This window comes from Solilutibacter silvestris, assembly GCF_002895945.1.
Classification (GTDB): domain Bacteria; phylum Pseudomonadota; class Gammaproteobacteria; order Xanthomonadales; family Xanthomonadaceae; genus Solilutibacter; species Solilutibacter silvestris.
Map to the genome: position 1 here is coordinate 1627223 of NZ_NPZB01000001.1, position 14366 is coordinate 1641588.

Here is a 14366-nt window from a genome sequence, read left to right on the forward strand (position 1 = left end):
AGCCGTTAAGCTGCGAATCCATCCGAAGCTAAGCTACTGCTTTACCGCATCAGCATTGATGTGAGCGTTCTTCAAGGCATCCCGGATAACTCCCTCACGAAATCCAAGAATGCGGCGATCTCCAATGAACAATAGAGGCACCCCGTCGCCATTCAACACCTTGAAACGGCCTTTCGCATCAGAGTCTTGATCGATGACAAAATCTCGGTAGGTCACCCCAAGCGCACCTAGCAATCGCTTTGCATCGCGGCAATGCGGACAAGTTGATGTTGAGAAGATCACTACCTGCGCATTGCTTTTGCTGTAAACATCGGAATAATCCCCCGTAATGTAGAGCGGCAGCGGGAAAGCTCGTTCGTACGCAACTCGCGCCAGCGGCCCAAGCCAAAGTCCTGCGGCCAAGCAAGCAGCCATTACGAGCCCATTCAACAACATCTTTTTGATCATAGTCCTCCCTCCCGTGCAGAAGCTCTGGTCCCCTGTGCGACCATATGCACGGATTCAGAATGGCTATAACTTTTACAAAATGCATATTGCAGCGCACCATACAAGCCGTTGCTATTGGCATGAAGGCATGAACGACGAGCAAAACAATCTGGAAGACCCACGTCTAACCGACAGCGAACGGTAGCGACCTGATAAACGGGCTGGCCACTCGGTCAATAACTAGCGTTCCGAATGATGAGAATGCCTCGTACGCACACGTTACGGGCCAGCGTTTTACACCGAAGTCGATTTCGATACCCGGGCGCGCATCGGCCAACAACGGCTTCAGCTGAGTGTTCTTTTGTTCAACTTCCTTCAAGCGCCCGGCGTCTTCGACATTCATGTCGCTGCGCTTACGAAGTCAGTTGGCCGCACTAAAGCCATGTTGGCGGGCCAGCTCGGCATGGTCAGCTCGCTTGATGAAGCTAATGAGCTGCTACGGCTCTTCTTCATGTCCGTCTTCTTGCGTTGACGGACTTTACGCCTTCACGTGATATGGCTGAGTGGGACAGGTCAGGCCGTAATGGCGCTCAAGCTTCTGTTCGTCTTATCAATTTCTTGTAGCAGTAAAATACGCTAGCATCTAAGAACTAAAGTTGATGGAGAGGGGCATGGCAACCAATAGAATCCTAGCGAGCATCTGTATTGTCATCCTGCTGACGGCTTGCTCAAGCCGGCAGAACGCTCCTAACGACACTGCCGCTGCCGAACAAGCAGCCGCAAAGGCTCAAGAAGCGGCAAATCGCGCGGCCGTTGCCAATAGGCCAGGAGCCGCGGCCGGGACAACCGCTTCGGAACCCGCCAAAGCAAGCGAAAGCAAAAAATAAGTAGTACTCCTCTGTGGGCCGTCCTCATGCCCGGCCAACGGTTTTCATGAACGCAGAAGCGGCCATCGTTTCCGAATTGCTGGCGAACGGCGACATCCGTCCGGATGAACTGCGCCGCGCCGAAGCCGTGCTGGAACCGGGAACGGGCGTGTTGGCGATGCTGGAGAAACTCGGGCTGTTGTCCGAGCAGCGTCAGGCCCTCGCGACCGCGCATGTGCTGCATCTTCCGCTGGCCGATCCCGCCAATGCGCCGGAACTCGCGCCGGATATCCAGCCGGTATCGATGCGCTTCCTGCGCCAGTTCCAACTGATCCCGGTGCGGCTGGAGGCGGATGGACTGGAGGTGTGGTCGGCGCAGGCGCATGTGCATGCAGCGCTGGATGCCATGCGGATCGCCACCGAACAACCATTGAAGGTGAAGGTCGCATCTCGCTCGGTGGTGACCGCGTTGCTCGATCGCTGGTATCCGGAAGTGGCACCCGATACTGCGGATGGCGATGGCGAAAGCAGCGATCTCGAGGATGTCGAGCATTTGCGTGACATGGCGTCGGAAGCGCCGGTCATCCGTATTGTCAACCAGATCCTGCAGCGCGCCGCCGAGCTGGGTGCCTCCGACATCCATCTCGAACCGTTCGAACGCCAACTCAAGTTGCGTTACCGCATCGATGGCGTACTGGAAGACATGGAATCGCCACCGGTGGCGATGGCTGCGGCGATCCTCAGCCGCTTCAAGATCCTCGCCAAGCTCGATATCGCCGAACGTCGCTTGCCGCAGGACGGCCGCATCCAGTTGCGCGTGCAGGGCCGCGAGCTTGACCTGCGTGCGAGCACGGTGCCGACCACGCACGGCGAATCGCTGGTGTTGCGCTTGCTTGATCGCGAAGCTGTGCAGTTCGATCTTGCGCAGATGGGCTTCTCCGATCATTTGCGTGCGCAGTTCGAGGAGGTGTTGCAGCAACCGCACGGTATCGTGCTGGTGACCGGGCCGACCGGGTCGGGCAAGACCACCACGTTGTATGCGGCACTGAGCCAGCTCAACACGCCGCACGTCAAGATCATCACCGTCGAGGATCCGGTCGAATACCGCATGGAGGGCGTCAACCAGATTCAGGTGAAACCACAGATCGGCCTCGATTTTTCTCATGCATTGCGCAGCATCGTGCGCCAGGATCCGGATATCATCCTGGTCGGAGAAATGCGCGACATCGAAACCGCGCGCACCGCGATCCAGTCGGCGTTGACTGGCCACTTGGTGTTGTCGACACTGCACACCAATTCCGCAGCGGGTGGGCTGACGCGCCTGCGCGATATGGGCATCGAAAACTATCTGGTCGCATCGACCGTCAATGCGCTGCTGGCGCAACGACTGGTGCGGCGGATCGAATCGACGCACGCGCAGCCGTATCTCGCCAGCGAATCCGAAATCGAACGCTTCAGCCTGCGCCGCTACCAGCCGCAGGGCGATATCGTGCTGCATCGTCCGGTGCCGTCGGCGTTGACGCCGACCGGTTATCGCGGCCGCGTCGCTATCGCCGAACTGGTGCTAATGAGTGATGCGCTTAGTCGTGCGGTGATGGACAACGCCGCGACCGGCGCGCTCGAGCGCATCGCGCGCGAAGAAGGCAGCGCGAGCATGGCCGAGGACGGTATCCGCAAGGCGCTGGCCGGCCTCACCACGCTGGAAGAAGTGATGCGGGTGACGCAGGCGGATCGCGAATGACGCAATTCGATTTCCGCGCGCTGGATGCATCTGGCAAGACGCAATCAGGCATGCTGGAAGCCGCGGCACAGGCACAGGTGGTGGAAGCGCTGCAGGCCAAGGGCTGGGTGCCGATGGACATCGCACCGGTAGGCAGCGGACTGGTCCGCAATGGCACGTGGAATTGGCGGCGTGGGCGAACACGCGTGCGCCTGGCCGAACTGGTTGCGGCGACGGATCAGTTGTCGACCTTGCTGTCGGCGGGACAGCCGCTGGATCGCGCGCTTGGCATCCTCAACGAGGTGGGTGGCAATCCGGCCTTGATGGCGGCGATCGCTGATGTCCGCGACCAGGTGCGCGGTGGCGCGGCATTGAGTGACGCCTTGGCGCGCCATGCGCAGATCTTTTCGTCGATGTATTGCGCGATGGTGCGCGCCGGCGAAGCGGGTGGCGTGCTGCCCCAAGTGCTGGCGCGGCTGGCGGAACATCTCGCGCGTGCATCGGAATTTCGTCGCAATGTCACCAATGCGCTGGTCTATCCGGTGATCCTGCTGGTGACGGTGCTGCTGTCGATGGGCTTCCTGCTTGCCTACGTGGTGCCGCAGTTCGCCGACATGTACGCCAACCTGCACGCGGAACTGCCGTGGTTCTCGCGGATCGTTTTGGGCATCGGCATGGCGGTGCGCCGCTGGTGGATGCTGCTGGCGGGCGCGGTGTTCGTGGCGCTGCTGGTGATCAACCTGTGGCTGAAGCGGCCGGAATCGAAACGCTGGCTGGAGCAGCGCATGTTGTCGGTGCGCGGACTAGGCCCGTTGCTGGCGAAGATGGAAGCGGAACGCTACTTGCGCACGCTGGCGACGCTGCTGGTCAGTGGCGTGCATCTGGTGCAGGGCTTGCGCATCAGTCGCGCGGTGTTCTCGAATGGAATGTTCGTCGATGCCGCGGCGCGCGCAGAGGATCGCGTGCGTGGTGGCACGCGTTTTTCCGATGCATGGGCGGACGCGGCACATTTCCCGCGATTGCCGCTGCAGATGGCGCGCATCGGCGAAGAGGCGGGCGAACTCGATGCGATGTTGCTCAAGGCGTCGGACACGCTCGCTGCCGACATCCGCACGCGGCTGGATCGCGTTCTCGCCGCGCTGGTCCCCGCCGTCACCGTGCTGATGTTCCTGCTGATCGGCGCGGTGGTGATGTCGATCCTTGTTCCCCTCTACGACCTGACTTCCGTCATTGGATAAGCCCATGCACAACATTCGTCGCAATCGCATCGCCACGTCGGCGCTGGCCCGCCAGCAAGGCGGCTTCACCCTGATCGAAATCATCCTGGTGGTGATGCTGATCGGCGCGATCGTGGCGTTCGCGGCGTCGCGCATCCTCGGTGGCAGCGATCGCGCCAAGGTCAATCTCGCCAAGGCACAGGTGCAGACCACGGTCGACAAGATCGAACAGTTCAAGGCCGATACCGGCCATCTCCCGGCGAAGCTGGATGATCTTGTCACCGCGCCGACTGCAAACGGTACAGGCTGGTTGGGCCCGTATGCCAAGACCAACGACCTGAAAGACCCATGGGGGCACGATCTGCTATACCAGGTGCCGGGACAGAACGGCAAACCGTTCACCGTGACCAGCCTCGGTCGTGATGGTGTACCAGGCGGAAGCAGCGTCGATGCCGATCTGGTGTCGGAATAAGCACGGAGTATCGAGGGTCGTGTCACCCCGACAACAGCAGGGGTTCACCCTGATCGAGATCGTGCTGGTGATGGCGTTGGTGGCGCTGGCGACGGCGTTGGTGGCATCGACCATCTCGCGCAACAGTGGTGGCCAGCGCCTGCGCGACGCCGCGCAACAGATCGCGATGGGATTGCGACAGGCGCGCACCGAAGCGATGCGCAGCCAGTTGCCGCAACGTTTCGTGCTGGAACCGCAACAACACCGCTGGGCGATCGTCGGACGCAATGCGCGCCCGCTCGATCCCGATCTCGAAGTGACGATGGAAAGCGGCCGCGAACTGGCACAAAACGCGCAACAAGGCGTGATCGTGTTCTTCCCCGATGGCGCATCGACTGGCGGCCGCGTCACCCTCGCGCGCAACGGCCAGCGCTGGCGCAGCGACGTCAACTGGATCACCGGCGAAGTCACGCTGCAACGGGATGGCGCGCCGTGACGCGGCAGCGCGGTTTCACCCTGATCGAAGTGATCGCTGCATTCGCGCTGATGGCGTTGGCATTGACGTTGTGCCTGTCGGTGGCGAGTCGCGCCTATCGGCAAGTGGCGTGGTCGGACGCCAATGCGCGCGCGGTGCTGTGGGCGCAGAGTCTGGCTGACGAAGCGCTGGCGCAGCCGTTGGCGATCGGTGTGCAGGAAGGCGAGACGCCGGATCATGTCTTCCGCTGGAGGCGGGAAGTCGCGGCGTGGGTCGACCCATCCGGCGCCGTCATCGCGCACGGCGAAAGCACCGGCTTGCTGGAAATCAGCATGCAGGTATCGTGGCTGGATGGCGAAGCTACACGTTCGTTTTCTACCCGCACCTTGCGCTTGCCGTCGCCGAAACTAGTGACGGGCGCTACGCCATGACGATGGGCGTCCCCGACCGTGCACAGGGTGGATTCACCTTGCTGGAATTGCTGCTGGCAACAGTGCTGCTGGCGCTGGCGATCACCGTGACCGGCGCGGCCTTGCGCGGATTTTGGATGGGGCGCGAACGCAGCGATCGCCAGATCCGCCAGGCCGAAACGCGCGATGCCGCATCGAATGCGTTGCGCGAACGCCTGTCGGCGATCACCCCGACGCCATTCCTCGCCGGCGACGGCAGCGAAGTGTTGTTCATCGGCACGGCGAACAAGATGGCATTCGTTGGCAATGTGCGCGCCTACATCGGTGCCGGCGGTACTTTCCGCCAGACCCTGCAGGTGGTGCCGGGCCGCGACGGCGTGGCGATCTGTTTGCGTGCGGGCGCGCTGCGTGATCGCAACGAAACTCGCGATTGCGAGCCGGACGCGCAGACCACCGTCGCCGATGGCTTGAAGCAGGTGCGCTTCCGGTATCGCGGCCATGGCGCCGATGGAAAAATGACCGACTGGAATCCGCGTTGGGCGCTTACCGGGGTATTGCCGGAATGGATCGAGGTCAGCGTGACGCCGGCATCCGGCCCGGACTGGCCGCCGATCCGCGTGCACCTGCCGCTAACCGGGAGCGACGGACCATGATGCGGCGATCGGCCATCACTGGATTCGCGTTGCCGTTGGTGCTGTGGCTGATCGCGATCATGACCACGGCGATCGCGCTGCTGGCGATGTCGGCATCGAATCGCCATCTGCAATCGTCCACCTTGGGCGACCGCGTCGCGGCGGAAGCGGCGGCGCGTGCTGGCATCAACTATGCCGTCGCCCGCATGGATGCGCGACTGGGTGCGCAGCGCTGGCTGCCCGACGGGCAACCGCGCAAGTGGGACTACGACGGGTATGAACTGACCATCGTCATTCGCGATGAATGGGGCAAGTTCGACCTCAACGCCGGCGATCCCGACGTGCTGCGCGCGCTGATGCAGCTCGACGACATGCCACCGGATGAGATGTCTGCAGTGATCGAGGGCCTCGGTGTTATGCGCACGGCGCGATTGTCGCGACAAGAGGGAATGAACGATGCGGGCGATATGCCTACGCATCTATTCACAGTCGCGTCGCTGTCGCAGCTGCGTGGCGTCTCCCCGGAAATACTGGCGCGGCTGGCGCCGGAACTGACTGTATACAGCGGTCGGTCATTGCCCGACATGGGTTTGGCGGATGCACGGATGCGTACGGCACTGATGGCATCGGGCAAGGCGGTGGGTACGCCGGTGGGGATTGCCACTGGCAGCGGACTATACGACATTGATGTCACAGCAATTCGGCCGGGCAAGCCTCCAGGACGGGTTTGGGTCGTATTGCAGCAAATGCCGCGTTACGATGGCGGCATTGAGATCAAATGGCTTGCTTGGGGGCATGGGGTTTGGCAGTAAGAGTTCAATTTCGATGGTTTGGGGGAGGACTGAAGTCTGGATCGGGGTTTCTGCATTGGGAAATCCAAGGCCTGACGCTCTGGTTGACCCCCACCACGCGCGCTCGCTGGTGCCCGCCACTGTCGCGCGTCTGGCTGCGCATGGTCAGCGGTGAATGGCAGAAACGTACAATAGGTTTCAAGGCAGATTTGGAAACGGTCGAAACCGGCGCGATAGGTCGCCTCTTGTCGCGGTACCCAGATCGTCCGCGCTGGTTGCTGGTCGATGACAGCATTGTGATCCGCGCGACACTGCGACTTCCATTGGCGGCCATTGACCACCTGAGGCAGGCTGTTCGTTACGAGATCGATCGACAGACGCCCTACGCGGAAAGCGATGTCGCCTATGACGCACGGGTGGTCGAGCGTGATTCCATCAACAAGCGGATGACCGTCGAGCTGTTGGTCATACCGCGCATACGGCTTGCACCCCTGGTGGAAGAAGCCGAGCGCGAGCTGGGTGTCGCACTGCATGGGGTGGATGTGGCCGGCAGCGACGGGCACCCGCTTGGTGTGAATCTGTTAGAGGTAGAGGCGCGTGCACCCCTTCATCGGCCTTACCGGCTCCTCAACTCGATATTGGCGGCATTCGCGGTGGTGGTCGTTGGGTTGGCACTATGGCGCACGGTGATCAACGAGCGATCCCGTGCCGATGCACTCGAGGCTAGCCTGAAGCAGCAGGCGTATCAGGCAAAGGTGGTCTCGATTCAGCGCCAGCGACTTGAAGATCTGGTGGCAGGTGCAAAAAAAGTCACGATAGAACGCAAGCGGCGCACCGATCTTGTCACGCTCAGCAATGCCCTGGCAGAACGATTGCCGGACAATATCCATATTGAACGGATGAACCTGCAAAATGGGCAAATGGAATTAAGTGGGCAAGGCGCACAAGCTGCGGCGTTGATGTCCTATTTAGGTGCGAATCCATTATGGGACGCGCCATCGCTGGTCGGGGCGGCAATGAATGCCACACCTTTTGGACGAGACCGTTTTGGCATCGGCCTCCACTTGAAATCGGAACCGCATCCGTGAGCACGTCATCGGAGCAGTGGCTGACCCCGGCGCAGTATCGTCAACGTGCGATTGCGACGGCGCTGGCGCTGGTGCTGTTCGCAGGCGTGTTGATTCTCCTCTATGTGTTCTGGTGGCGACCATGGTCCATACAAAGGGATCGGCTGCAGAGTCTGCAGGAGCGACGTGCGCGTGTTGAAGCAGTCCTGAACTCCCGCCCAGCGATTGAGACGGCGTTGCGGGGCGCTGAATTGGCAGCCAACCGTGATCCTTTGCTTTTCCCAGAACCAACACGTGATCAAGCAATCGCCGGGATGATGCAGCGAATTCAGGAGCGCGTGACCTCGATCGGGGACGAGGGAAAGCATTGCCGCATCGATAGTCAGAACCCAGTCACGGCAAATCAAACAGCCGACCCCCAGCGGATCGCCGTCAATCTGCGTTTGCATTGCGGGAATAGCGAGTGGTTGCAATTTGCGCAGGCGGTGGAGTCGGCGCGGCCAGCGATGTTCATTGATGAATTGAATATCACTGCACCGTCGGAGCAATCAAATGGAATGAGTAGCGCGCAGCAAGGTGCGTTGGATATCGGCTTGACCGTCTATGGATTTCTTCGCAATGCAGAACCTAAGGTGGACGTGCGGCCGTGATGTCGCTACGTATATTGCCACTGCCCACACTTGCTTTGCTTGGTCTTTCGGCGGCGAGTCTGGGCTTTCTTGGATGGATCTTGTTGCCGGGAGCACGATCATTACCCCTTGCGGCCGCCGCGCCGCAACCCTCAGTGTTGTCTGCCTACGCAGTGGGTCGCATGTTGCCCGTGGCATCTGTCAGTGTCGCCGACCCTGCATGGTCACACCCGTTGTTCTTCCGGGATCGCAAGCCGCATGTCGCATCACTCATGGACACGGGATCTGTGCCTCAGATAGCAACGTTTGACGCGACGCTCACCGGGATCATTCGCTCGAACACGTTGAATATGGCCTCTTTACAATGCACAGGCGCGTCACAGCCGACTCGCGTTCGCTTGGGGCAAGAGGTGCCGGATGCACCCGGTTGGCGCCTTGTTGCTCTGACCACACGAACCGCACGCTTCCGCTCGGGTGACGATGAAAAAGTCCTCAAGCTGGAAGTCGCACGATTGGATGGGCCAGCACCGCCACCGAGTCCAGCCGCCACAACTGTGCCTCCTGTGGTGGCCAATACCTCTGGTCAGTCGACAGGGGGATCAGAGAAACAACAGTCGGTACCTCCACCACTGGTGACCAATTCCATGCCACCACCAAAACCGACAGCGCTGACACAACAACAGCAAGTTGACGCGGTACGACAACGCGTCGATGCCGCAAGAAAGGCCATGCATCAGCCGTCGTCTACCGCTAACCATTGATGGGCCAATGAATCGAATGAATCGAATGAATGTCCGAGCACTACTTGTGGCTACGATGATCGGCTCACTGGCCGCTTGCGCAGCCAATCCTGTGCCTCAGGTGCGGCGAGATGCTGATCTTGAGCGGTTGCCTGGCGCCGTGACTGGAAGTTCAGCCGCAAAAGTTCAAGCTCTGGACGATGACCAATCGACCGATAGGCTGCAGCCGGAAATCCGCCGTGGAAGTCAAGCGCCGCTTCGGGATATCGCGCCGGCCAATGGGAATACCGCGCCCTCGCCGCGCCAACGTGGGTCGACGGGTTTCAATTTTCAAGGCGTACCGATCCAAATCGTGATTGCGGCGATCCTTGGCGACATGCTGGGACAGAAATATGCGATCTCGACAGGAGTCCAAGGGACTGTCACGCTCAACACGCCCAAGCCGGTGACCCACGCCGAAGCACTGCAATTGCTGGAAACCGTGCTCAGCTGGAATAACGCGCGGATGATCTACAGCGGCGGCCGCTACAACATCGTGCCAGCTGATCAGGCACTCAACAGCGGCATGGTCTCGCCGCGCGGCAGCACGGCTGCGTACGGCTATCAGGTCCGACCCGAACGCTTGCGTTATGTCTCGGCCAATGAGATGAAGAAGATTCTCGAACCGTACGCGCGGCCCAATGCCATCGTCAGCGTCGATAGCATGCGCAACATCATCACTCTTGCCGGTACGCCGGCGGAACTTGCCAACTACGAACGCACTATCCAGACCTTCGATATCGACTGGATGGCCAGCATGTCGGTAGGGGTATATCCGTTGCAGAGTGGCAACGCTGCGAAAGTCGTCACCGATCTCGAGCGCGTCTTCGGCGAGCAGAGCCATACGCCAGGTGCGGGCATGTTCCGCTTCATGCCACTGGAATCGGCTAACGCAGTGATGGTGATCGCCGCACAACCGAACCAGCTCGACCGCATCCAGACGTGGATCGATCGTCTCGATGGCGGCGGCGGTGGCGGTTCACGACTCTATACACAGGAATTGCGTTACATCAGCGCACGCGATCTTGCGCAGCGGTTGGCGGAAGTTTTTGGTGGTGGTAATAACCAGAACGGACAGGTGCCAACATCCAGCCTAATGCCCGGCTTGCAATCGACGCAGATCGGCGATAGTGCGATGGATACCGCAACCAGTAGCGCGCCGATCACGGGCACGAATGGTGCATCGTCTGGCGGTGCGCCGATCGGACAAATGACATTGCCGCAACGCAACGGTGGCGCCGCGTCCGCCAGTTTCAAAGTCGGACGCGACGACGTTGGCGTGTCCGCAGTTGACGAGAACAACGCCTTGTTGGTGCGCGCCAGCCCCGCGGCGTGGAAATCGATCCGCGAAGTGATCGAGAAGCTTGACGTGATGCCGTTGCAGGTCCACATCGAGGCGCAAGTGGTCGAGGTCAAACTGACAGGCGACCTCAAATATGGCGTGAATTGGTATTTTGGCAATCTGATCGCCGATCCGGTGTTGCGCGCTGCGGCAACTGCACGCAATGCGATGGCTGTGGTCGGCGGATCCAATGAGGGCGATGGCAACGGCTTGGTGCTGAACTACGTCGGTGGCAATTCCGTCGCAGTGATCAATGCGCTCGACAAGGTGACGGATGTTCATTTGTTGCAAACGCCATCCGTCATCGTGCGCAACAATACTGAAGCCACGCTCAATGTCGGCAGCCGCATCCCGATCGCATCGGTCACGGTAAATCCTGGGACTGGAAGTAGCACCAACACCTATTCGCAGGTACAGTACATGGACACCGGCACGATCCTCAAGGTGCGCCCGCGCGTGACTCGCGATGGCATGGTGTTCCTTGATCTGGTGCAAGAAGTAAGCAGCCCTGGAAGCGTGGCGGATGCCTATGGCAACGTCCGGATCGATACCCGGCGGTTGCGGACCGAGGCTGCGGTACAGAGTGGCGACACCGTAATGCTTGCCGGCCTCATTAGTGATGGCGTGACACATGGTTCCAGTGGCATCCCAGGCCTGAGTCGCATCCCGGTGATTGGCGGACTATTCGGGACCAAGCAGCAACTTGCAGAACGCAGCGAAATCATCATCCTGTTAACGCCCACGTTGATCCGCGATCCGATGGAAGCGCGCAAGCTAACTGACGAGTATGGGCAGAAGTTCCGAGGGATGGACCCGATTCGCAATCAGAGAAAGCAAACGCATTGAACTGAGCCCAAGGCTGGTCTAATGTAGCGCATGTATTGGTTTCAAAGACACCAAAATCAGACTTTTTACAGAGATAACAACTTAAGGTTTGGCATTGTGCTTGAGCCTTGTGTCTATAAAATTAGAGCGTCAAATCCATTTCAGTTGAAAAAACTGATTCATATCCTGCATAAGGCATGGGTTGGGCCATTAGTGCGGCTGCCTCCAGTTGGAGTTGATCTTCTTTGGAGAGACCGCATGTCGCTGCCGATGCGGCGGTCACGGCTCCGCCGGGATTTTGGCTGAGATGGATCGTGCATCCACTGGGGTAAGAATTCTTTGATAAGCCTTGCCATGTTTTGAAGATGGCTACACGCATGGCAGCTTGATAGCTGGCAAGGAGATCGTTTCCAGTATTGCCACCACTTGAAGCCAATGGGGTGTTTCTCGTTGCTACCTGGGCCTTTTTTGTGTGGGGCTGTGGCTCGGGCGTCTCAGGGGCAGCGGTGTGTGCGTTCAATTCGACTTGGCGGATTGATCGTGAGAGATCTAGATTTTTAATCAATGAAACTTGCTTCGCAGCCGAATCACTTGGTTTGGCTTTTGATACATCGTCAATTATTGGAACTGGGGTTGGCGAAGTCGATTTCAATCTGTTTTCGGGTGAGGTGATGACAATCGGGTAGACGACAAGACTGTCGCCATGGCCAATGCTGTTTCCGGTGTGCCTGTTACGGCCATTGCTTGCATTGCACAATAGAAGCGATAGGAAGAGGGCGTGAACAAGGAGCGCACAAATGGCAGCGATCACTTTATCGCGCCGTGAAACTCCTTGGAGATTGGATCCCATGGGCATCCCAAAACTGTACAGGCCAATGCCATCTAGGGTGCCACGAGTGTGTGCTTGCACTTGCATGGGGATGTCGTTTATAAGAGGCGGGCGCGGGTCGCTTAGCTGCGAGCGAGGGTGATCGTAATCGATTAGGCAAGCAATAGGTTCTGGCGCGAGACAAATGCTAAGGGGAATGGCTGTGCAGCGAATCGGTAAAATTTTGTATGCAATCTGTCTCTTGCTATTAGCGATTCTGATGACGCCGGTGGCCCAGGCACAGGTGGTCGAGTACGTCCACACCGATGCTCTAGGCAGTCCGGTAGCGATCACCAATGAATCTGCGCAGGTGATTGATCGGACAGACTATGAGCCGTATGGCAACCTGATCGGCAAGGTGAATAATGATCGACCGGGCTATACCGGGCATGTAATGGACAGCGCGACAGGGCTGACCTACATGCAGCAGCGCTATTACGATCCCACCATCGGACGGTTCCTGTCCACCGATCCTGTCGCGGCAGATGCCAACACGGGTTCGTTGTTTAATCGCTATTGGTATGCATCGAATAATCCGTACCGCTTCACTGATCCAGACGGGCGTTGCGATAATTCACCTAGTTCGTTCTGCAACTTCGTGAAGGGGATAGTGCTTGCGGTTCACGACACTATTGCACCAATAGCGAATGCAATTGCTGATCCCGATGGCACGAAGATCGATGGGAGCTATGATCGGTTTGGGCCGGGTAGCAATCCGATGACTCAAGGCGGATATAAGTTTGGTGGCGCGTTAATTACTGCTGAAGCAATTAAGGCGCCGAGCACTGTTGCAGGTGCTGTAGTAGATGCTAAAGCCCCAGTTGCACTTACAGAAGCACAAACGAAGAATTTAGCTAGATTTAACTCCAAGCTTCCTGCCGCGAACACAGGGACAACGGTGGAAAGAACGGGTAAAGGAGTTACTTTTACTAGCGAAGTTCCAGGCAAGGTGCCGGGATCGCAAGCGACGTATCAGAAAACTGTAAATTCGGCGGGCCAGACTACTGGGTATACGAAGACTACGACAGCACCCAGTGGCCAAGTCATCCATGTGAAGGATAAGTTTCCGGACAAGCCACAAAATTAGTTATGAGCCAGATGCATACGACTTTTGTTAAAGAAGATGACTTGATATCCATTCTTGAGCGCTTCATGTTGCGAGAGCTCAACAAGAAAGGCGTTGAGGATTGGGCGGAGAATAATGATGCGAATGACTCCATTGAGTTTTCTTCCGATCTTGTGCGCGATTTGGTTTTTGAGCTTTCAAGCCCGGAAATTAACGGCGAGTTGTCTGATGAACGTGCCCTTCAACTGATTGAGATTCTCAAAAGCAATAGGCTCTCTGCATAGCAAGAAGCCCGCGCACTGCGCGGGCTTCTTGTTGTGCAGCGTTGGCGATTGTTAGCGTGTAGCTTGCGCCAACACCGAATCGATCACTTGCATGACGAACTGTTGCTTGGTACGCGGCAGTTGGTTGATGCGCTCGACCTGTAGTTGCAGCTTGCCCACCGGCCCGCGCTTGCTCGCGCGTGTGGGCGAGCCGATCAGTTCCTCGATGGTGACGTGCAGCGTCTTGGCGATCACCGGTAGGTTGGATACTTGGATGCGCCTGCGTCCCGTCTCGTAGGCGGTGATGGTCTGCTGCGAGACGCCCAGCAGTTCGGCCAGTTGCACCTGGGTGATGCCCTGTTCCTTGCGCAGTTGGGTGATGCGGCTGCCAAGTTGGACGAAGAAGGCTTGTTCTTCCTTGCTGAGTGCCACGGCGACAGGTGCGGGGGTGGAGTTGTCCATACCGTAAGCCTGACCTGCGGAGAGTGGTTGCCTATACTACCTAAAGTAGTATCATGCGACGAGTTGTTCTGCTTGAC

The 14366-nt window shown here is 58.8% G+C and carries 15 protein-coding genes; 12 read left to right on the forward strand and 3 right to left on the reverse strand.

The features are described from left to right. Window positions 1–33: 33 nt before the first annotated feature. Window positions 34–447: a glutaredoxin family protein gene (locus Lysil_RS07480; RefSeq protein ID WP_103074856.1), complete on the reverse strand. Its 414-nt coding sequence runs from the start codon at window positions 445–447 to the stop codon at window positions 34–36. A gap of 912 nt (window positions 448–1359) precedes the next feature. Here Lysil_RS07480 and Lysil_RS07485 point away from each other — a divergent pair. The 10 genes from Lysil_RS07485 to gspD all read left to right on the forward strand — a co-directional run bounded on the left by Lysil_RS07485 (window position 1360) and on the right by gspD (window position 11651). Continuing rightward, window positions 1360–3033 (forward strand): GspE/PulE family protein, encoded by a 1674-nt coding sequence (locus Lysil_RS07485; protein WP_103074857.1) that lies wholly within the window; start codon window positions 1360–1362, stop codon window positions 3031–3033. Further along, window positions 3030–4250, forward strand: a complete 1221-nt coding sequence (locus Lysil_RS07490; RefSeq protein WP_103074858.1) for a type II secretion system F family protein — start codon at window positions 3030–3032, stop codon at window positions 4248–4250. Before Lysil_RS07485 ends, Lysil_RS07490 begins: the two co-directional genes overlap by 4 nt. A gap of 13 nt (window positions 4251–4263) precedes the next feature. Next, on the forward strand, window positions 4264–4701 hold the full coding sequence (gspG, locus tag Lysil_RS07495; protein ID WP_425477153.1) for a type II secretion system major pseudopilin GspG: 438 nt from the start codon (window positions 4264–4266) through the stop codon (window positions 4699–4701). A gap of 19 nt (window positions 4702–4720) precedes the next feature. Next, window positions 4721–5176, forward strand: a complete 456-nt coding sequence (locus tag Lysil_RS07500; RefSeq protein WP_165782414.1) for a GspH/FimT family pseudopilin — start codon at window positions 4721–4723, stop codon at window positions 5174–5176. Continuing rightward, a complete protein-coding gene (locus tag Lysil_RS07505) occupies window positions 5173–5586 on the forward strand; it encodes a prepilin-type N-terminal cleavage/methylation domain-containing protein (protein WP_103074861.1) in 414 nt (137 codons plus the stop codon). The genes Lysil_RS07500 and Lysil_RS07505 overlap by 4 nt, the downstream gene beginning before the upstream one ends. After that, window positions 5583–6218 carry a prepilin-type N-terminal cleavage/methylation domain-containing protein gene (locus Lysil_RS07510; protein WP_103074862.1) on the forward strand — a complete coding sequence of 212 codons (636 nt, stop codon included), beginning with the start codon at window positions 5583–5585 and terminating at the stop codon, window positions 6216–6218. The genes Lysil_RS07505 and Lysil_RS07510 overlap by 4 nt, the downstream gene beginning before the upstream one ends. Window positions 6219–6247: 29 nt before the next feature. Then, window positions 6248–7009 carry a type II secretion system protein GspK gene (locus Lysil_RS07515; protein ID WP_165782415.1) on the forward strand — a complete coding sequence of 254 codons (762 nt, stop codon included), beginning with the start codon at window positions 6248–6250 and terminating at the stop codon, window positions 7007–7009. 83 nt (window positions 7010–7092) lie between these two features. After that, window positions 7093–8076 (forward strand): PilN domain-containing protein, encoded by a 984-nt coding sequence (locus Lysil_RS13225; protein WP_129588401.1) that lies wholly within the window; start codon window positions 7093–7095, stop codon window positions 8074–8076. After that, window positions 8073–8705, forward strand: a complete 633-nt coding sequence (gene gspM / locus Lysil_RS07525) for a type II secretion system protein GspM (protein ID WP_165782416.1) — start codon at window positions 8073–8075, stop codon at window positions 8703–8705. Before Lysil_RS13225 ends, gspM begins: the two co-directional genes overlap by 4 nt. Before the next feature lie 765 nt (window positions 8706–9470). Next, window positions 9471–11651 carry a type II secretion system secretin GspD gene (gene gspD / locus Lysil_RS07530; protein ID WP_205756914.1) on the forward strand — a complete coding sequence of 727 codons (2181 nt, stop codon included), beginning with the start codon at window positions 9471–9473 and terminating at the stop codon, window positions 11649–11651. A gap of 121 nt (window positions 11652–11772) precedes the next feature. Here the strand turns inward: gspD and Lysil_RS13230 are convergent, their stop codons facing one another. Next, window positions 11773–12480, reverse strand: a complete 708-nt coding sequence (locus Lysil_RS13230; protein WP_129588402.1) for a hypothetical protein — start codon at window positions 12478–12480, stop codon at window positions 11773–11775. 175 nt (window positions 12481–12655) lie between these two features. On the opposite strand from Lysil_RS13230, the gene Lysil_RS07535 reads away from it, so the two are divergent. Further along, window positions 12656–13585, forward strand: a complete 930-nt coding sequence (locus Lysil_RS07535; protein WP_240600227.1) for an RHS repeat-associated core domain-containing protein — start codon at window positions 12656–12658, stop codon at window positions 13583–13585. A 2-nt stretch (window positions 13586–13587) separates the two neighbouring features. Beyond that, a complete protein-coding gene (locus Lysil_RS07540; protein WP_103074868.1) occupies window positions 13588–13848 on the forward strand; it encodes a hypothetical protein in 261 nt (86 codons plus the stop codon). Between the two features lie 51 nt (window positions 13849–13899). Here Lysil_RS07540 and Lysil_RS07545 read toward each other — a convergent pair whose 3' ends face one another. Beyond that, complete coding sequence (locus Lysil_RS07545) at window positions 13900–14289, reverse strand: helix-turn-helix domain-containing protein (RefSeq protein WP_103074869.1); 390 nt, start codon at window positions 14287–14289, stop codon at window positions 13900–13902. Between the last annotated feature and the right edge of the window lie 77 nt (window positions 14290–14366).